The organism is bacterium SCSIO 12741 (genome assembly GCA_024398055.1).
GTDB lineage: Bacteria > Bacteroidota > Bacteroidia > Flavobacteriales_G > Salibacteraceae > SCSIO-12741.
Window position 1 is genome coordinate 4,098,326 of sequence record CP073749.1, and the last position, 20,255, is coordinate 4,118,580.

Below are 20,255 nucleotides of genomic sequence, written 5' to 3' on the forward strand. Positions count from 1 at the left end.
TCCTTTGGCTGTCAAATCCATTCTCCATGGGTTAGTTACCTGGTTTTTTCTGGGTTTATCCTTGTTGGGTATTGCTCAGGAAGATCGATCCATATCCGAAGATGCCGCTCGGCACTGTCCTGTCTGCCATCCGCGACCATCTATAGCTGCGGAGAGCTCAATCGCCCAATCCTACCACCGGATGCACAAGTATTGGGAAAACAAGGACTACGAGGCGCTCTATTCACAGCTGATCCTGTTGCAGGAGGATGAGGAGTTACAGCATCAAGATACCTTGCACTATTTCGTTCAACTGGTTCTCGGCCGAACGCTGAATAGCTTATCGCTTTTCGAAGATGCGGGTCAGGCCTACCAAGAAGCCTTAGAAATGGGTGAGAAGCTCCAGTTTTCGGAGCAGTCTTTCATTCGATCCGATTGGGCGGCCAATACCTATCAACAAGGGAAACCTGCTGAGGCATTAGAACAATTCAAAAAGCTACTTAATCTCGAAGATTTGGATCAAGAACCGGCCTTGCAAGAGGCTGTTTACAATGGATTGGCCATTTGCTACCTGGAACCGGAAAGCGAGGACTTGGATTCGGCTCAGTACTATTTGCATAAGAACATTCAACTCCAACAGGAACTCGCTGATAGCAACGACTTAATTGTTTCCTACTTAAACCTGGGTTTAGTCCATTACCTGAAGGAAGAGGACCCTTTGGCGCTGAAGTATTGGAAGCGGTGCAAACAACTTATTACTGCTACCGGACAAAGAGAATACCAGGCTGAGTTGAATTTCAATTTATCCCTGGTTGAAGAAGCGCTTAATCGGCCTCAAAATGCGCTCGATCACCTGCGAAGTTATGTGGATGCCCAGGATAGTGCTCAGAGCGAATCTCCCGTATGGGAAATGGCTAAGGAGCAACGAAGGTTGGAGCTTAAGATTCGGGAAGATGAAATCAAAATCCTTAAGCAGGAGCAGGCCATTCAGGAAAAGGAGGCGGCCCGTCAACGCAGCGAGCGTAACTTAATGATAGCCCTGGCTTTGTTATCCCTGTGTATTGCCCTGTTTTTGTGGTGGATGTACCGGGCAACCCGAAGGAACAATCGGATTATTCAACAGCAAAAGGAAAACTTGCAACACCTGAATTCAATAAAAAATCGGTTATTCTCCATTGTAGCTCACGACCTTAGAGGACCTGTTCAACGATTGGAGCGGAGCCATAAAAACATGATTAAAGAAGTTCCTAAAGAGGAACAAACCCGCTGGTCAGCCAGCCTTAAGAAAAACCACCAGAGCATTAAAGAAACCCACAACCTGTTGGACAATCTCCTGCATTGGTCCTTGCAGGAGACCGACGGCTTACACATTCACCCAGAAGCTCATAAACCACAACGAGTTCTTGAGCAGGTGCTCTATGACTTTCAGTCGATATTGGGCGATAAGCAGTTGACCTGGACGAATAGCATTCCTCTGGATGTACAGGTGGAAGCGGATTACAATTTGCTGCGAATCATCTTTCGTAACCTGATTGAAAATGCAGTAAAATTCACCCCTGAGCGGGGTACAATTCAGGCGTACATTCGTCCGGAATCAGAGCCCTTTGTAGGCATCGTGGTGGAAAATACCGGTTCCACAATTCCAGAAGAAAAACAAGGCTATCTGTTTGAATTGACACCACAAAAAAGGGCCGGTAAGGATACGGCCGGTTTCCAAAGTACGGGCTTAGGATTGCATTTGTGCCGGGAGTTGTTGCGGAAATGCGGTGGCTCTATCTACGTAGAATCAAAAGAGGAATTTGGAACCAGGTTTATAGTCTGCCTAAAAAAGAGAAATTAATTATGGAAAAAATTCATGTTCTTATTGTTGAAGATGATCCGGAAATGGCGGAGGAACTTAAGAATGAATTGTTGGAGCTCCAATACCGGGTAACTGCGGCAAATAACTTAACCGAAGCCATCGGTCAATTTCATTTGAGCCAACCCGATATAGTACTCATCGATATTGTTTTGAATGGAGAAAAAGGCGGGATCAAATTGGCTCAGCATATATATCAGGATCAGAGTAAACGGGTTCCAGTTCTGTTTTTAACCAATATGCAAGACCGCGAAACTTTTGAGCAAGCCCGTCGAACGGTGCCTTGTGGTTACCTGCTCAAACCCTATAATCCTATGGAATTGGTCTATGCCATTGAACTGGCTTTGGAACAGTTTTACAGCCCCGATCAGGCTGACACAAAACGGGAGGAGGTCAAATGCTTGTTTGTCAAAAAGCGGGATCGAATGGTTAAGCTGCAATTTGAAGATGTGGAATACATTCAGGTTGAGGGACGGTATTGCCAATTGCATACGGCCAAGGAAAATTACCTGATTCAATATTCCTTAAAAGAGTTACAGGAATTGCTGCCTGCATCCTCTTTCGTTCGAATTCATCGAACCTATGTGGTTCAAGTGGATAGCATTAGGTCTTTATCTCCGCAAGATTCTACGGTTGAAATGAAGGGTGGAAAATTACTCCCCTTAAGTCGTCGCTACCTACAAGCCATTAAGCAGAACTACAAAATTCTGGTATAAAAAATGCCCGCCTGATTTAGAACCGGACGGGCATCTCTATTTTGTTAAGGCTTCTTCCCGGGGTTATTTCTCCACGGCAAGCATCAATGAAACCTGCTGACCATCACGGGTCACCGTGATTTGGTAAATGCCTGATACGGAAAACTCATCGGGAATTTCCAATTGATTTTCACCAGGGATAAGTTCTTCCTCCATTTCAATAATTACCTGACCCAAAGGATTGCGAACAGTAAGTCCAATGAGTTCTTGTTCTTTAGACTGAATTTTAAGGATAGCCTTGCCCGAAGTTGGGTTAGGGTAGAGGCTTATTCCATCGGACTGAATACTACCTTCAATTCCTACATAACCAATTTTGTGGCAGGCAGAGGTATCGGTACATCCATTTCGGGTAACGACCAAGGCGTAACTTCCATTAACATCAGGCATGAAAGATGAGCTATTGGCCCCCGCTACAGCTTGTCCAGTTTGACAGTCTATCCATTGGTATTGATTGGCACTTAAATCCTGAGCCTTTAATTGTCCATTAGAATGAAGAACGCTCGTGTCAACCGGAATTACAGACAGTTGAGTAATAACCAGACTATCACAACCACCTTTGGCTTGGAATAGAGCCGAGTCAATGGCATTTTGAGTAGCTGTATTTCCTTTTGGGAAAACGTAGGTTTCGCCCTTACAAATACTGGCCTGTTTGGTCTGCTTAAATTCAGCGTGGTAAGTCAATACGAAGTGAACGGTACTGTCGCATGAATTTTGAGTGGAGTATTTCCAGGTATGTGTTCCCGGACTGGTCAGGGTAGGTCCACCAGGAATGGTAAAGCTTTCACCTTGGCAAAGGGCGACAGGCTGGGTAAGTTCATAAGAAGGATTCACCACCAATTGAGTCTCGATCAAACTATCACAACCCAAAACGTTTTTAAATACACTCGTATCGGTTCGAGTTACGGTAGATGTGTCCCCATCAGGGAAGGTATATACGGTTCCAGAACAAATCGTGACTTGATTAACCCGGTTGTAGGTAGGAATCACATTTAAGAAGGTCACAACCAAACTATCACAGCCCCCTTGAGCTTTGAACATGGCTGAATCCACCATGCTTTGAGTGCCCGTATTTCCTTTCGGGAAAACGTAGGTTTCACCGTTGCATATACTGGCTTGTTTCAATTGATTGAAAGCCGGGGTATAGCTCAACACAAAGTGGACCGTACTATCGCAATTGTTTTGAGTAGAATACTTCCAGGTATGAACTCCTGCCGTGGATACCGTTGGACCTCCAGGAATCTGATAGGATTGACCAGGGCAGAGGGATATCGAATCCGTCCTTTCATATATCGGGTAAACGATCAAATGGGTTTCAATCAAGCTATCGCAGCCATACTGATTAATGAAGAAACTGGTATCGGTATGGGAAATGGAAGAAGTATCGCCATCCGGGAAAGTATAAACTCCACCAGGGCACATGTTCACCTGATTCATGAAATTATGACTCGGATCCACCAAAAGATTGATCACCGAACTACTATCATGGCCCGTTCGTAGTACGTAATGACTGGTATCTATTGCGGCTACCGTAGAAGTATTTCCATTCGGGAAAGTATAGGTTTGGCCATCGCAGATCGTGTCATTTTTATACGACCAGATAGGCTGGAAAGTAGCAAAGGTATTGACCGCATAATTGGTAATAATCGGTGGGTTGAAATCAAAGTAAATTCCGGCCCGGTTCGATACCGTAGTGGAGTCAGCCAGGCTGCTATCTCTTTCAATGCTGAAAGTTACAAATCCGTTACTCGCTGGTTCGTTCGTAGCACTGTCTACCAAGAATATGTTGTCGAAGGTGAAGGTGACAATACCATTGGTGTCTAATTCGGTGATAACATTATGACTGGCATCCAGGTATTGGAAGGTGGACCAGTTTAAATCTGCGGAAAGGGTATCCAGAATTTGGACGCGGTATGCTGTATCATTACCTGTATTCTGGAAACGGATTTTATACTCGAGTTTGTAGGTGTCATAGGGTACATATCCCAAACTGTCAAATCCAGGAGGTGTGGCGGCTTTATCATTGGGGTCGTAGGAGCAACGATTTATTGATGTAACATAGGTACTGTAATCTGTTCCTGCCACTTTTACGCCGCTGCCATTCACTCTGTAGGTATGAACCTTATTTTTAACTATAGCCCCCACACCTAAGGTGTTAACACCAGGAAAATCACAATCAACTGTTTTATTGACTGTAGCTAAAGGAGCAAGGCCTGAATAACTAAAGAAAGCAGTATCTCCACGTATAGAATCTGCCTTGCTAATTGTATTCGTTGAATAATTTATAAGGGGATCCTTGATGAAATAATAGACGCCATCACTGTTTTGGTTTCTATAATTCTTTAATTGGATGGTGTAGGTGTTATTCAGACTAAAACATCTGGTTCTTCCAACCGAAGCGTATAACTGAACATAAGGATTGCTTATGGTGAGACCAAAATTTGCGGTAAATTCGTTACCCGAGGTTACAACCACAGTTTGGGTATCTCGGGGAGCCAATGAATTGGCCCAAGATTTAGGCAGGCGTATCACCTCAAAGGTTCCACCTCCTACGTTACTGAATCGATATTTTCCATTCGTGCCAGTATAGGCCGATCTATGTCCCGCAAGTTTTATGCTAACCCCAGAAATTGGAAGCTCTCCAGGATCCATTATGTTATTCTGATTTGCATCAAAGTACACGGTTCCACTAATATTCGTCCCAAGAACTTGTAATGCATTTCGAAGAATTAGCGGGCCGCCAGAAGTCATAACATGTAGGTCGTAATTCCCTTCACGAATAGTTGGAGCATTTATATTAACCGTTATTCCTAAGGTGTCTGTTCCTCTAACTGTACCCAATGTCGTGCGAATAGTATCTTGATTTCTAAAGTAGTAGGGATTAGCAGTAACCTGATTAAAGTTGACTTGATACCCAACTATGTCCACTTTGACATTGGTGTTTGGGTGATAGATTTTTTGTGGAGTAGTCGATAAAAGTCGGGTTGTGTCGATGTAAAAAGCGTTGCTCAAGGTCAATAGACCATGATCAGTGCTATTCACCTCTAGGTCATAAAAACCAGCGGGGTAGCTGGTATTGGTCAAATCCAAATAAACTTCAGGGACTGCACCACCTGAACCAATACTAGTGCAAGGAGCGGAAATATTGGTCGTTCCTTTTTTGAAAGTGGTTTGAATCGAAGCGGTTCCACTAGTAAAATTCAAACTTGTTCCACTGAGTAACAAGTTCAACTGTTGACCAATTTTTCCAGTGTTGGGTGTAACGGTTGTAATCGATTGTGCATTCAACTGCTGGGTCCAGGCGAAAACCAATAAAAAGGATAGGATCGACAAAGACCGGGCTCGTTTGGTTAGATGACAGAACATAAGGTTTGCTTTTGTGGCTAAAACTGTATAATTCACGAATATACAACTTATTGGGTGCTTTTCCTTAGAGGAACAAAGGGTTAGGGAAGTTGAAATGGGTGATTTATTGAAGCTCTTCAAAAAACAAAACATCAAAATCTCTTCCGGTGTCAAGATGTTTTTTAAAGAGTAGGAGAAGTTCATAGTCCAAGGTCAATTTCTTCTGAGCTTTCTCTTCAATTCCTTTTTCGATGGCCTGTTTTACCAACGTTTCCTCCCATTTGGCCCGAAGTATAGTAAGAACAAAAAGCCGGTATTGAGGGTGGCTGGAATAGGGTGATACCTGAGCGATTTCAAACCAGGCTCGATCGAGGTCTCCCTGGTTGAAATAGATCCCACTCAGGTTGATTCTGGGTTCTTCAAATACGGGGTCAAACTGCGTGGCTTTTCGATAAAAAACGATGGCTGAATCAATCTCTCCCTGAACGCCATAGGAGGTGCCTAAATTGTTTAAAACATGGATTTGAGTCGGGTGAAATTGATAGGCTTTTAAAAAGTACTCATGGGCTTTTTGAACCTGTCCCAATTCCATTTGAAAAGTACCCTGGTACCAGCTAACTGGAATGCCATTGCTGGCTATTCTGTATAAATCACTTTCCCCTTGACGCAGTTCGGATAACCCTTTTTGCCACTGTTTACTTTCCTTAGCCTCTAAGGCATTTCGCATGTGGTAATCGGCCTTTAACCGTTCAGAGCCAATGAAGATTCCGTAACCTGCCATAAGGGCCAAAATGCCGGCAATTCCACGGTGGAGAGAAATGCTACCTGATTGTTGAAGCTTTAGCCGATCGTAATGAACCAACAGAATAACAGAGTAGATGGACAAAATCACCGATAACCCGATTCGCTCTTTGGGAAAGCTTAATGCCGCTATAACTAAATAGGAGAGCAGTGCGGATGTGGAGATTAGAATCAAGGTCCTCGATTTTGAATCCCCGTTGAAGATTAGATAGATTCCGGCGTAAAGGGCCAGTCCAAATCCAGCCAGGTAGAGCAACAATCCGAGGAAACCCATTTCTGACCAAATCCAGAGAAAATCATTGTGAGGTCTAAGGTAAAAGGTGGTGCCCCCCAAGTAGAAATCGTTGCCTACTGCTTGATGTAATTCCAGCTCATTAGGCCGTACATGGTATTGGTTATGCACTCGCCAACTGCTGATGCCTTCTCCGAGAAGAGGTTTTTCCTGGATCATGCCCAGCGTCCTTTCCCAGAGTACTTTACGGTGGCTGAAGGACGGCCTTTCAACCAGGTAGGATTGCAGGGTAAACAGGAGTGCGGCAAGTCCAACTAACCCAAATCCAGCCAGGGCATACTTCAAACCTTTGGAAAATTGACTTGAACTAAAAAAGTAAAGGCCTAACGATGCCATCATAAAAACAGCCAGGGCCAAAAACACGGTCCAGGATCCGAGTAAATAAAGAGCCAAAAGATTGGTCACGGTTAACGTAACCAAAGCGATTCGAAGGACCAGGTTCCTGGACTGGATCAAGGTATGCAGGATCAGGGGCAGGGTTAAAAACAGCACCTGACTGGTCAGGTTTGGATTGACGAACAAGCCACCCATCAATTTTTGAGAAATGACCTCCGTATTTAGGCAGGCATATCCCAGGCCGAGTAAAGTAGCTAATTGGATACCGGCAAAGGCGTAGCCCAATTTTTCGAAGTTTAAGTCACCGTACTGTTTTAGGTAGAAGTATGCGGTTAGAATAAAGTTGAAAAGGAGCAATAGCTTAAGCATCTCAAAAACGCCAGAATACGGATCAGCTACGCCAAATACCCCAATAAAGCCAAGGATTAGGAAGAGAACCTGAGAGCCAAAGAACCCCATCGAAAGTTTGGTGTCCAGTTTTAGTTTGGTTTGGAAAAACATCCAGCCATTCAAGCCCAGGCAAAGTAGGGCGAGAACCTCAAATCTAAGGGGTTGAGTAGGATCTAAGAATTGATTGGAAAAAGCGAGTACAACAACCAACACACCGATTGGAAGCAGGGCAGGACTCAACCTTTTCATCAAATCGGGCATGGATGCCATGGAGGAGAACTATTCGTTGGAGGAAAGTTTACTTTTTCGGTTCGTCACAACGTTCAACGAGTTGAAAGCCGCAAAATTCTCACGCTCCAGCATGTTTTGAATTCGTTCTTCCGAATAGCCCAATTCCTTAAGGTGCTCCGCTCGTTTGACGTTTATTTCATGTTGCAGCAATTGGTTTTTTAGCTTGGCTTCCTCCTTAAGAACGCTATCCATTTCAGCAGCCGTTTTTAGCCGCTCATTTTCAATTTTGATACGTTCCAATTCCGCGAATCTTTTCTTGCCCTCAAGCATGTAGTCAAAAACATTGATGACACCTTCTTTCAATTTTCGGAAGGCATTGCCTGAAGAGATAGATTGTCGGGATTTTTCCTGCTCCATGGAGGTCTTCCATTTCGTCAGTTCGGGCTTGGCGGAATCCAAAACTTCAAAGTTTCCTGATTTCTCCAGATCCTCAATAATCCCTTCATCCGAAAGGCTTTTAAAACCGCTATCAGATAGGATCAAGTGATCGATCACCACCACGTTTAAAAAACGACCTACTTTGATGATCTTGTCGGTAAAGTCCAGATCCTGTTGGCTGGGTGATAAATCGCCGGAAGCAGCTCGGTGAACGAGAATAAGTCGATCGGCCAATTTGTCCACGGCTAATCCGAAAATAACCGATGGGTCAGCATTTCGGCTGAGTTGCTCGATGTATAGGATTTTGATTTTCTTGTTCAACCCAATGACCCAAAGAGAGTCTGGTTGCTGGTGGTGGTTGTTCTCACACAGCATCACTTGCTGCATGATGTTGTAAATATCTTCTGATTTCAGAATCGTAGGTTTTAGGTTAATGTTCTGTGTCTGCTTCAGACAAATATAAGCCTGATTCGAAAAATGCATCAAGTGGTCAGATCAGAGGAGTGGAAATTGGATGAGATTTGGTTTTCTATCCAGGTCAAAAAGGGAGATAAAGAACCCAGATGGAGCGAGCATTGAAAAAATTGACTTCCGAAAACTCTTCATTTTCTATTGAACTGCATGGTTGTTGGTGCTAGATGGTTAGCTTGTTATTTGTTCTGTACTTGCCTACGTCCAGCCACAGAATCTCGATTTCCCTCAACTTCTCGGTTTTGCCTAAAAACGAACTTTATGGCCGGTTTTAACGTCTAACTTATGGGAGCTACCGAAATTCAAGTTTCGGATCGGCTACATCTGATAACCCTTTAAATCGAACAAACTTGCACGTATTACCCACTGGAGCCACGGGATATATTGGAAAAAGACTGCTGCAATCTCTGCTACAGCGCGGTTATTCGGTGACTTGCTGTGTGAGAAACCGGCAGCGTTTCACTCCGCCGGTAGGATTTGATGATCAGCTAGAAGTGCTTGAAACAGATTTCAACGAACCCTTGGTGCCGCCTTCCAACCTGAAACCCGTGTCAGTAGCCTATTACTTAATTCACTCCTTATCCGAATCTACCGAAGGCATTGCCCAAAGTGAACTAAATACAGCCAGGCATTTTAGACTTTTGGCGGAAAGCCTGCAATGCGAGCAGGTTATATACCTTGGGGGAATCGCTCATGAAAATCACTTATCCGAACACCTGGCTTCGCGCAAAGGTGTGGAAGAGGAGTTGAAAAAAGGAGCATTCAAAACCACTATTCTTCGGGCTGCCATTATTGTTGGGTCGGGGAGTGCTTCTTTTGAGATTATTCGGGATCTGGTTGAAAAAATCCCAGTCATGGTAACTCCCAGGTGGGTAAATACACTTTGCCAGCCCATTTCCATCCGCAATGTCATTGACTACTTACTCGGTGTGATTCAAAATGAGAAGACTTACAATGAAACTTTTGACATTGGTGGGCCAGAAGTGTTGAGCTACAAACAAATGATGCTCGATTTTGGCTCAGTCAGAGGCCTTAAGCGGCTGATATACACCTTACCCGTAATGACACCCAGATTATCTTCCTATTGGCTCTATTTTATCACATCTACCAACTACAAGCTTGCCGTTAACCTGGTGAAGAGTATGAAGGTGGAAGTGGTATGCCGGGATAACCGCTTGCAGGATATTCTGCAGATCGAATTGATCAGTTACAAGGACGCGGTTCAAAATGCCTTTGGGAAAATCGAGCAGAACATGGTGGTTTCCAGTTGGAATGACGCCCTATCATCAAGTGGCAAGGAGCAAAATTGGAACCAACATATTCGGGTCCCTTCGCAAGGATGTTTCATTGATAATCGAACTTTTAGGCTGGGTGATACCCAAGAGACCGTTTTGAAACGACTCTGGCAAATTGGCGGCAAAAAAGGATGGTATTATGCCAGCTGGTTGTGGAAAATCCGTGGTTTTCTCGATCGCCTTGTGGGTGGAGTTGGTCTTAGGAGAGGCCGCACCAATGCCCTGCAGATTCATCCGGGTGATGCTTTGGATTTTTGGCGTGTACTTGTGGCCGATCCGGGTAAGGGCCGATTGCTCCTCTATGCAGAAATGAAGTTGCCTGGGGAGGCTTGGTTAGAATTCAATATTCGAAGCCAGGAAAATGGGCAGGACATTCTGGTTCAACAAGCCACTTTTAGGCCAAGGGGGTTAACGGGAAGGCTTTATTGGTATTCGGTGAGTCCTTTTCATGCCTTTTTGTTTGAAGGAATGGGGCGGAAGATAGCCGGTTAGCTATTCGAATAAATTCACCCATATTACCCAGCAAAGCAATCATTCTAAATTGAACAACCGTTTCTTCAGTAATCTTTCAAAGAAGCTGTGCAAGGGGAAAATGAATCCGGCCAGCAGGGCATTAACCAGGAGCTTGTAAAGCGGTTCACCACCGGTTAGACTTTCCACCCAGGGATCGGTAATTACGAGAAGGAATTCAAACAGGATCAAAAATGGGAGAAAGGTGGCCAACTCTACTGCCCAAGCTGGTAAAGGGATTCTAACCAGCAAAAACAGCAGACCAAAGAGCAAGAATACACCGGCTCCAATTCCCGAATATTGGAGTGTATTCCGTCTTTCTTTAGCTACTGCGGCTTGTCGCTCGGCCTCCTTTTTATCTTGTTCTCGAATGAGTAGTTCCTTTTCAAACTGAATGCGCGATTCAGCTTGGGCAAGCTGTTCGGTCACTTCGGCTGACTTTACACTGTCCCTCATGGTCACGTGCACTTTATACAGCTTAAGAGCTTCCTTGTCGTTGCCTTTTTCTTCCTGGATCTTATACAGGGTACCGGTACAGGTAGAAATTCGATCTGGCCATCCAATTTCTTCAGCAATGGCTAAAGATTTATCAAGTAAGGGTTGTGCCTTGTCAAGATATCCTTTTTGAAAATACACTTCACCCAGGTTGTAGTAGGAGGTAGATAGATCCCTTAAGTCATTTACCTCCAGGCGAATTTTCAGGGTCAATTCGTAGAATTTCAATGCCAGATCAAAACTATCCTGCCGATGATAGACCAGGCCTATATTGTTGTAGGCGGCGGCGATTTCCTTAGGATCATTGAATTCTTTTTTGATTTCCAGACTTTGCTCAAACACCTTCAACGCTTTGTCATATTCGGTCAGTTCTATATACACAAGCCCCAGGTTGTTCAGGGTTTTGGACATGGCCTTGGTTTGGTTGAGTTCTTCGCGGATTTTAAGCACGGCCAAAAAGGTCTCCTTGGCTTTCTCCAATTTCTCTTGATCCAGGTAGATTAGGCCAATGTTGTTCTGCATGTTGGCGATTCCTTTCTTTCCTCCTAATTCCTTGTTTATTTCCAGGCAACGGTTAAAGTAGATTAAGGCCTTGTCGTCCATTCCACGTATGTGGCAGCTGATTCCTTGAATGTTTAGAGCTGATGACTGCCATTTGAGGTGATCTATTCTTTTTGCCATTTCATAAAGGTCATTGGCAATCACAAAAGCCGTGTCTGGTTGAGAAAATAGATAACCATCCCAGGCCAGTTTGGCCCCGGCCGCTATCCTCACAGAGTCGGGTAGGGAAGGATCGCTCCACACCGCGTTTAGACTATCCGTATTTGCAATCGCTTTATTGGGAATCAAATGGATGGTTAGGATCAGAAGAGTGAAAAGTAGATGTTTCATGGAACAAGCTTGTAGTCAGAGGTCTAAGTTAGAAGAACTTTGGGCTTGTTGGAGTAGTTTGTTCATTGAATATATACCTTAGAAACAAAATTTGCTCCCCATGAAAAAACTGCTCGTTGGTCTTTTGCTTTTTAGTTCTTTCATTCAGGCCCAATCCAATGCCGATAGTTTACTCACTGTTTGGAACGATAGCAGTCTCTCGGATTCGATTCGGGTGGAGGCGCTTCAAACCCATTTGTTTAAAGGCTTGCTATTCTCTCAGCCGGATAGTGCCGCCATATTGGCTCGGGAATTAACCGATTTTTCCAGAGATTCCCGCTATTTAAAAGGCGTTGTTAAAGGGCTTAATTTACAGGGTATTGCTCATGCCATTCAAGGGCAATATGATGAAGCCATTGCCAAATATGAGCAGGGAATTAAGCTGGCCGATTCGATTGATGAACCCAGAATGGTTAGCAGTATGCGGGGTAATCTTGGGGGTATTTATTACAATCAAGGCGATTTTTTTCATGCTTTGGAAATCCACCAAAAGAGCCTGAATACCCACCAAGAAAAGAATGACACTTTAGGCATGGCCAACTCCTTAAACAGCTTGTCTGGGATTTATTATCACTTGGGTGATATGGAGAAGGCCTTGAATAGTTATCGACGCAGTCATGATCACTTTCAACAGATCAACAACATCAATGGGGTAGCCTTATCGAAACTTAATATAGGGCTCATTCTTTTGGAACAGGGTCAGGTTGATTCAGCCCTCGTACTTTTTGATCAAGGGTTGGAAATGAATAAGGAAATCGGAAATCGACTGATGGAAATGTCTGCCCATGAATATATGGCAGCTGCCTATGACCTGAAGGGTGACTCTGCCAAGGTTTACGAATATTATGAACAGGCGCTGCTCATTAGCCAAGAAATGAACAGCAAAAAAAACAATGCTTCCATATTGATTTCGCTCGGTCGATTGGAGCTCGGTAAAAACAACTTAACGCAAGCCAAGCAACATGCTGCGGACGCAGAGAAACTATGCCTGGAAATTGAAGTACTTAAAGAAAGCAGTGAGTTGTACTTGTTACTCTCTCAAATTGCCGAAAAGGAAGGACGGAACGCTGATGCCTTGACCTTCTACAAAAGTCATATATCCTATCTCGACAGCTTAAAGTCGGATGATGTAAAAAAACAAATTGCCCAAACGGAAAGTAGAGCTCAATTTGAAAAGGAGCAACTCATCAAAGAGCAGGAACAGCAGGAAGCAGCCCGCCTGAATGCGGAGGCAAAATCGAGAAGGGATACCTTGCAGTATTCGGGAATAGGAGTGGGGCTGTTGAGTTTGTTTGGCCTTACATTTTTGCTTGGTCGGGTTCATCTACCAGCCTGGAGTCTTGAGCTGGCGGTGTTTTTGCCCATCTTGATCCTTTTCGAGTTTCTGCTCGTTGTCACAGACCCCTGGGTGGATCAAATCTCCAATGGCGAACCTTTGATCAAGTTGGGGGTTAACGTCCTTTTGGCGGGTATGATTTTTCCGTTGCACAGCCTTTTTGAGCGGGTTTTGAAAAGGTATTTAGGGCAATAATCTTACAGGTTATACAGTTAGTGTAGTTAATTGTGATTTTAGTTTAGGTGGTTTGATTTAAGTGTCTTGTAATGAGGGTGTTTGTTCTTGGAGTTGAAGCATGTCTGGCATTCCAAATGCCTTTTTGTGTGTCGATTTAATTTAATTATCCATCCTTGTCAATCACGTTATCCAGCTTCGTAAATTCACTGGCTTAACAACTATAAACAAACTATCATGAAACTTACAATTCAACTCATCTTGGGAGCAGTCCTTTGTGTCTTGTTTCCTAATCTTTCTTTTTCTAACACCCCACCACCGACTCAGATAAATTCGGTGACCACAGGGACCAATTACAGCTATCCAGTTTCGCCTTCGGCTGGTAGTTTAATGGAATGGTCTGATCCCGCCAGTTGGGTGGGTGGCGTAGTACCCGGAGCGGGAGCAGAGGTGACCATTCCTTCCGGATCCGCCATTCTCATAGACCAGAATATTGAGGTGCAAGGGATACGGGTTCATGGACAACTTGTGGTTGATCCGAATTTGACCCAAGTGGATATCAAAACTGAATATATTCTCATTTCTGGAAGTAATGCCTTGTTTGAATGGGGAACCGAAACAGCTCCGTTCAACGGTACTGGTACCCTTACTTTGGTGGGACAAAACCCGAGTACTATTCCCGGTGTTACCTCTATACCAGCGCAAAACTCTAAGGGAATTATGGCCATGATGGGAGGTACTCTTCACATTCATGGACTTTATAAGGACTCCTGGACACAGTTGAACCAAACGGCCTTCGAAGGGAGTTACGAGATTCAAGTTGCGCAAACCATAGATGGGTGGCATGTTGGGGATTCAATTGCCATTGCCTCATCTGCGACCTACGATTTTGAACAAATGCCCTTTAATAGCGATGATGGACACCTTCAAGAGGCCGAAGTACACGAGATTGCTGGTGTTACCCCGATTGGAAATGATGTTATTATTGAACTGGTTGATCAGTTGGAATATAATCACTTTGGTGAGATTCAATCCTACAGCAATGGAAATCGCAGTTGGGAATTGGATCAGCGAACCGAAGTAGGCGTGCTTACCCGAAATATCAAAATTCAGGGAGACTTAAGTTCAGAAACTACCCATCACGGTGGACATATCATGATTATGCTCAATTCCTATGGCTACGTATCTGGTGTGGAGCTCACCCGTATGGGACAAGAAAGCCTTAAGGCCCGCTATCCCTTCCATTGGCATTTGGCCAAGGATGTGACTGGGCAATACATAAAGAACTGTTCCTTACACCACCTGTACTTCAGAGCAGTTACCGTTCACGGCTCTCAAAATGCCGTGGTCAACGATAATGTGGTTTTTGAAACCCAGGGTCATGCCATGTTCTTTGAAGATGCGGTTGAAAGCGGGGTGACCATGGATCACAACCTGGTCATGAACGTTCGTAGGCCTCCAAACGGAGTAGGTCCCAATTCATTCATTGGCTCTGATCGTGGAAATGTGAACATTCGTTTACGTGGACCGGGAGCTTTCTGGATTACTAACCCCGATAACACCATTACCAATAACCATGTAGCTGGAGTTCAGGGAACAGGATTTTGGTACGGAATGCCTACTGGACCTACCGGACCTTCGGCCAATGATCCATCATACAATGGACTACAACCAGACCGCATAGCGATCAAGAAATTTGACAACAACTGCGCTCATGGAGCCATGACGGGCTTTCATCAGGATCACGCCAACAACGATAACAGCAGCTCCGGAGTAGGCGGAGGTAACTACTTTGTTTCTTCAGCAATGGGTTGGCAATCGGTAACTAACTTTACAGCCTATCACTGTTTTCGGGGCTGGTGGACACGTACCATTGGATTAGGTATTGATTTTCGGGAAACCGTTATGGCCGATTGCCCGGGACAAGGAATGTCAGTTACTTCCTTTGAGGGGAGAACCACCAATTCTTTGTTTGTAGGCCACAGTGCCAATGCGCCCTTTGGCTCTACCCACTTTCCGAATCAGGCCATCTCTTTGTACGATGGCTACATTGCCGCCTACGAATGCCACTTTGCCGATTTTGATTGGACGGAGCAGTCGGTTTTTGCCATGATTGGAGGACGGGGCAACCGAACAAACAATGTGTTTACTGGTTGCACCTTTTCACCCAATTCCAAGTTGTATGATCCCAGTCAAATTCCAGTGCGATCCGTACGTTTGATGTCCGTGGCTCATGATAAAGATGGGGTTTTTACTCAACCCTGGGGTGCGGTTTGTGTGTATCACCCCTTCTTTGTGGACGACGTGCATTTTTCTCAACAAGGAAACGCTAAGAGCTATAAGACCAATGAACACTTCGCTGCTTTAAGAATTTACCACAACTACAGTTTGTATTATCCGCCACCAAGCACCAATCCCGATGCAGGAACCCAGTATATGGAGTGGGGTGACGGACACTGTATCCACTTGGATGAACGTCTCCAACAGAAGTCTCAAATGGCCGTGGTACCCAATATTGGTAGGATCTATAAGCTACGTATGATCGACGGCGTTCCAAGTCCTCTGGACCTTCATTTGAAGTATGCCAGAAACGGAGATGTTTTTGATCTCCAAATTCTTGACTCACCTGATGCGTTAAGTGTATCCACTTCGGGTTATGTGGCCAAAAGTAGCGAAAGCCAAGTATGGTCTTCGGCAACCAATGCTTACTACTGGAATCCGGCCACCCATGTTTTGTCCATTCGTATGAAACCTACTGGAGGTGGCATAGGAACTGAAACCACGTTAACAGCTACGTCTAATGTGCAGGTTACCGGAGGAACCAAGTCAGCGCTTCTGGCTCGTCCGTCGAGGCCTTTTGGTGGAACGCCGCGCTCTGAGAATACCAAGGTAGAGGCGGAATGGTATGACTACGGCGGGCAAAATGTGGCCTATTACAAGGCCATTCCTCAAGGGCTTAATCACTACATCAATCAGGTTCCCGATCCGGTTGATAAGAAGCTCAATCGCCGTGAATTGCAACATGGTCGCTTGGGGGAAATGCTAAGGCTTTACAAAAGTCCTGGTGGAGATTTGGCCGTAAAAGATCTCGATGATGGAGACTATGTTAACTATACCTTCTATAGCCCTAAAGGCTTTAGTCATGACCTCATGCTTCATTACGCCTGGCGAAATGGAGGCGAAATAGAAGTATACGTTAACGGTAAGCCTAGTTGGACCGCGCCGCAGATCTTATCATCTACCGGTAGTAACACCACGTTTACTACCGTTTTGTTGCCAGCGGTAACCCTTCAGCCTGGATACAACGTGGTTCAAATTCGGCCGTATACAGATGATTTCTCCATGGATTGGTTTTCCATTGGCGCCCCAGATCCCATTGCGCCACCAGCTCCTGTATGCAAGAAGTCGTTAAGTACCACCGCAGAATTGGACGTGGAGCTTGAAGAGACCATCCAGGTCTATCCTAATCCTGTTGTTGGTGATTATGTCACCGTAGAGCTTTCACAAGTGGGGGCCCAGGATGAGGTTCAACTGTTGGATCCCCTTGGCAAGGTTTGCTGGACCGGCCATGCGGAAAAGTCCATGCGGGTTGAAATCCCGGCGGAGTCAGGAGTTTACCTCTTAAAGATCCAAAGCGAACTTCAAGGAGAGTTGACCTACCGAATAATTCGGTGATTCCTTGGCTGATCTTAAAAACCTAAAATAGAGTAGCCCCAAGGCTTGCCGTAAGGAATTCTGGTAAGTTTTGGGGCTTTTTTACGACGCCTCTTTGGTGAGAAGAAACCAAGTCAGCTTGTACATTCCTTAAATCATGGGAAGCATTGTGGACAAAGACTCCTGCAATCTCTGCTGTTCGGTCACTTCGGCTCACTTTACATGGTCTCGTGATTACGTACACTTTGTACAGCTTAGCGCAACTGCTTTAATAACAATCCGAAAGGATTTGGCCATTCTCTTCAAAATAGGTCAATGGCTGGCCCTGTTTTTCGGAAAGCATTTTATCCAAGTTATGCATCAGCCCATATCTCATGACCAAGGAACCGCACACCATCAAAACGGCACCGTCATGTAGAGATTCCACCAGAAAGGTCTTTTGTTCTTCAGCGAGCAGAAAATCCTGAATATAAATTGATTCTTCCCCCTTTTCTCTGGAAAATACAGCAGTGAACGACCGCAGCCGACCATCCGCTTGAACTTCGTTTATAAGGGGCTGGAACACATTCAAAACCGTTCTTGATCGACCGCCCCAAAACACATGAAAATCGGATTTGTTGGAATTTTCATACCCCATGCCAATAAATGGAGCGATGCCTGTACCGTTGCAGATGGCAATAACCCGATGATTTTGGCTGGGAAAATGAAACTTAGCATTGGATTGAATTCGGGTTTGAACCGTTGAACCCACCGATAGTTGACTTAAATATCCGGAACACAATCCATGCTTGTGCTTTCGAATGCTCAAGAGTACGTCTCCATCGCGATTTTTACCCACGGAATAGTATCGCTCAACCTCATCCTTAGTGGGCCTTATTGCAAGGAGGTCGCCGGCTTTCAATTTTGCTTTCTTGTTGCTTAGCGTTAATTGGTAATACTGATGATTGTCCTCTGTGGGATCAGTTCGTTTTTTCACCTTGAATTCAGTGAGCTCCTCATCAGAATTCCGGATGTACTTCAAGTCTTCCTTTTCCAGAGAAATGCCCATTCGGTCGCACCAAACTCTCAACCAGTTCTCGAAGTCTGATTCGTGTTGTTTGTCAATTTTAACCAGGGGCTTAAAGGCATGGGTAGTTTGGCCTAAAAGGTCGTTAACCTCCTCCGCATATTTGCAAAATTCAGCGTATTCAGTAGAACCGAAACCCAGGACAGAGTAGTGAAAGGGACGGTTTTGAGATATGGAACGAAATCGTTCTTTAAACCGCTTGGCATTGCTTGGCGGCTCGCCCTTACCATAGGTAGAAGTAAAGATAATCAGCTGCTCCATTTGTTCATAAACCTGGTAGTTGTTCATGGTTTCCAGGTAGGCCTTAAACCCTTTATGAAGCAGTAGCTTTTTAAACCGTTTTGCTTTTCGGGCAGAACTTCCGTTTTCTGAACCAACCAAAATGACGATGCTGCAATCTTGCTTCGGCAGGTTTCTGGTTTTTAGATTTCTCAAGCGTTTCCAGGCAATCATCGTTCCGGAAAAGAGAAAGAACAATATACCCAATGAAGCCAAGCCCAACACCAGAGACCAAAGAATGGAACCCTGGCCCGTGTGGAGGGTGTAACTGAGGTTCTTGAGTAGGAGAGGAGTGCCAAATTTGCGTTCATCGATGATGGCTCCCGAGAACTGGTCAATGGTTATTTCGCGATCCTTGAGTTGCAGCAGGAAATATTCTTCGGGATCGTCTGAAAAGGGAAATTGTAGATCTATAAGCTGGGTTAGCTTGGTGGCTTTAAACACTTCAAATTCCCTAATAGGTTTTAGCGTTTGATCCGTTGCGGGTTGATCTAAGGATCGTATCTCTGTGTGTGAAACCAGCTCAAACCGATACATGGAAAGGTAGGTGCCTGATAAGGCAATGATCACAATTACGGGTAGTGATACTCGTCCAAAAATCAAATGCCAATAGGAGTAAAATCCGTGCTTTTTTACCCGGGAGAAGAAATGTCGGATGCCCAATTGCTGACGGATGACCAGGAAAATACCCGAGAGGGCAATAAACAGGAGGAGGAAGGAGCAGATTCCGACCAGCAGGCGGCCTGTTTCTTTTAGAAACAAGGATCGATGCAGCTTTCTGGAAAAGGTATAAATGGCCGGTATTTCTTCCACTTCATCCAGCCGCAATCCGGAGTTAGGGTCGATATGAAAGGTTAAAAAGTCGCCACTTTGGTCAATGACGGAAATTTGTAAAAACTCCCGATTATCCACTTTCATTTCAATCAGGTCGCCATGCTGGCTCTTCAGTGTATCCAATAAGACTGCTAAGGAAGTACCATCACCATGACTAATGTGGTGGGGATCCAGTTTATTCTGAACCGGTTCAAACGACAAAATCACCCCGGTAATGGAGGTGATTAGCAAAAAAATGGAACAAACCACAGCCAGAAACAGGTGGGCTGTCCGCCAAAACGATCGGATCATACCCGAACTAAATCATTATTGAGGAAGTAAGCGGATATACCGGATAAATCCTTTGCCATTAAACTTCTTCTGCAAATTGGATGTGGTAAGTTCAAACTCGACGTCTTTTTCGTGGTAATTTTTCGCTTCAACTGCGGACTCAAACCGAATACGATAGCCTTTATCAATTTTGGATTCGTCTACTTCAAAAACGGTAATGGCTCTTTCTCCACCCGAAATGGTACTTCCGGTAATTCCATCCAAAGGAATTCGATTTCTACCGTAAAACTTCCACCAGGATGAGATCTCATAATACCATTCATCGTCATCTCCCTGAACGTAAAGGGTCTCATCATACTTGCCTTCCGGGTTAATCAGAGAAATGATGACATAAGCTCCTTCTCCTTCATAATTTTCCATTTGAATCATGCATTTAACCTTCTTCCCATCAAGGGTGGAGAAGGCAAACACAGTTGTTATCATGGCGAAGAATAGGACAATTTTAAGTGTCTTTTTCAT

General features: G+C 44.6%; 11 protein-coding genes. 5 read left to right on the forward strand and 6 right to left on the reverse strand.

The features are described 5' to 3' along the window. Window positions 1-4 precede the first annotated feature (4 nt). Window positions 5-1,819 carry a hypothetical protein gene (locus KFE98_17535; protein UTW61792.1) on the forward strand — a complete coding sequence of 605 codons (1,815 nt, stop codon included), beginning with the start codon at window positions 5-7 and terminating at the stop codon, window positions 1,817-1,819. A gap of 2 nt (window positions 1,820-1,821) precedes the next feature. Next, complete coding sequence (locus KFE98_17540) at window positions 1,822-2,553, forward strand: response regulator transcription factor (protein ID UTW61793.1); 732 nt, start codon at window positions 1,822-1,824, stop codon at window positions 2,551-2,553. 63 nt (window positions 2,554-2,616) lie between these two features. Here the strand turns inward: KFE98_17540 and KFE98_17545 are convergent, their stop codons facing one another. The 3 genes from KFE98_17545 to KFE98_17555 all read right to left on the reverse strand — a co-directional run bounded on the left by KFE98_17545 (window position 2,617) and on the right by KFE98_17555 (window position 8,908). After that, complete coding sequence (locus tag KFE98_17545) at window positions 2,617-5,955, reverse strand: hypothetical protein (protein ID UTW61794.1); 3,339 nt, start codon at window positions 5,953-5,955, stop codon at window positions 2,617-2,619. Window positions 5,956-6,058: 103 nt separating this feature from the next. Continuing rightward, complete coding sequence (locus KFE98_17550; protein ID UTW61795.1) at window positions 6,059-8,023, reverse strand: O-antigen ligase family protein; 1,965 nt, start codon at window positions 8,021-8,023, stop codon at window positions 6,059-6,061. Between the two features lie 9 nt (window positions 8,024-8,032). Then, entirely contained in the window at window positions 8,033-8,908 is an 876-nt protein-coding gene (locus KFE98_17555) for a hypothetical protein (protein UTW61796.1), read from the reverse strand. 335 nt (window positions 8,909-9,243) lie between these two features. Here KFE98_17555 and KFE98_17560 point away from each other — a divergent pair, with 335 nt between their 5' ends. Then, entirely contained in the window at window positions 9,244-10,680 is a 1,437-nt protein-coding gene (locus KFE98_17560) for an SDR family oxidoreductase (GenBank protein ID UTW61797.1), read from the forward strand. 39 nt (window positions 10,681-10,719) lie between these two features. Here the strand turns inward: KFE98_17560 and KFE98_17565 are convergent, their stop codons facing one another. Beyond that, window positions 10,720-12,084, reverse strand: a complete 1,365-nt coding sequence (locus tag KFE98_17565) for a tetratricopeptide repeat protein (protein UTW61798.1) — start codon at window positions 12,082-12,084, stop codon at window positions 10,720-10,722. A 100-nt stretch (window positions 12,085-12,184) separates the two neighbouring features. On the opposite strand from KFE98_17565, the gene KFE98_17570 reads away from it, so the two are divergent. Together KFE98_17570 and KFE98_17575 are read left to right on the forward strand one after the other, a co-directional pair. Next, complete coding sequence (locus KFE98_17570) at window positions 12,185-13,654, forward strand: tetratricopeptide repeat protein (GenBank protein UTW61799.1); 1,470 nt, start codon at window positions 12,185-12,187, stop codon at window positions 13,652-13,654. Between the two features lie 216 nt (window positions 13,655-13,870). Next, window positions 13,871-17,308, forward strand: coding sequence for a T9SS type A sorting domain-containing protein (locus tag KFE98_17575; GenBank protein ID UTW61800.1), 3,438 nt, complete (start codon window positions 13,871-13,873; stop codon window positions 17,306-17,308). A gap of 247 nt (window positions 17,309-17,555) precedes the next feature. Here KFE98_17575 and KFE98_17580 read toward each other — a convergent pair whose 3' ends face one another. Further along, a complete protein-coding gene (locus KFE98_17580) occupies window positions 17,556-19,757 on the reverse strand; it encodes a PepSY domain-containing protein (GenBank protein UTW61801.1) in 2,202 nt (733 codons plus the stop codon). A gap of 15 nt (window positions 19,758-19,772) precedes the next feature. Then, window positions 19,773-20,255, reverse strand: a complete 483-nt coding sequence (locus KFE98_17585; GenBank protein ID UTW61802.1) for a DUF2271 domain-containing protein — start codon at window positions 20,253-20,255, stop codon at window positions 19,773-19,775.

What these genes read in the sequence shown, in the direction of transcription:
- KFE98_17540 (UTW61793.1), top strand. Translation starts at nt 1,822, where the DNA reads ATGGAAAAAATTCATGTTCTTATTGTTGAAGATGATCCGGAAATGGCG.
- KFE98_17585 (UTW61802.1), bottom strand. Translation starts at nt 20,255, where the DNA reads ATGAAAAAGACACTTAAAATTGTCCTATTCTTCGCCATGATAACAACT.
- KFE98_17550 (UTW61795.1), bottom strand. Translation starts at nt 8,023, where the DNA reads ATGGCATCCATGCCCGATTTGATGAAAAGGTTGAGTCCTGCCCTGCTT.
- KFE98_17570 (UTW61799.1), top strand. Translation starts at nt 12,185, where the DNA reads ATGAAAAAACTGCTCGTTGGTCTTTTGCTTTTTAGTTCTTTCATTCAG.
- KFE98_17580 (UTW61801.1), bottom strand. Translation starts at nt 19,757, where the DNA reads ATGATCCGATCGTTTTGGCGGACAGCCCACCTGTTTCTGGCTGTGGTT.
- KFE98_17575 (UTW61800.1), top strand. Translation starts at nt 13,871, where the DNA reads ATGAAACTTACAATTCAACTCATCTTGGGAGCAGTCCTTTGTGTCTTG.
- KFE98_17545 (UTW61794.1), bottom strand. Translation starts at nt 5,955, where the DNA reads ATGTTCTGTCATCTAACCAAACGAGCCCGGTCTTTGTCGATCCTATCC.
- KFE98_17565 (UTW61798.1), bottom strand. Translation starts at nt 12,084, where the DNA reads ATGAAACATCTACTTTTCACTCTTCTGATCCTAACCATCCATTTGATT.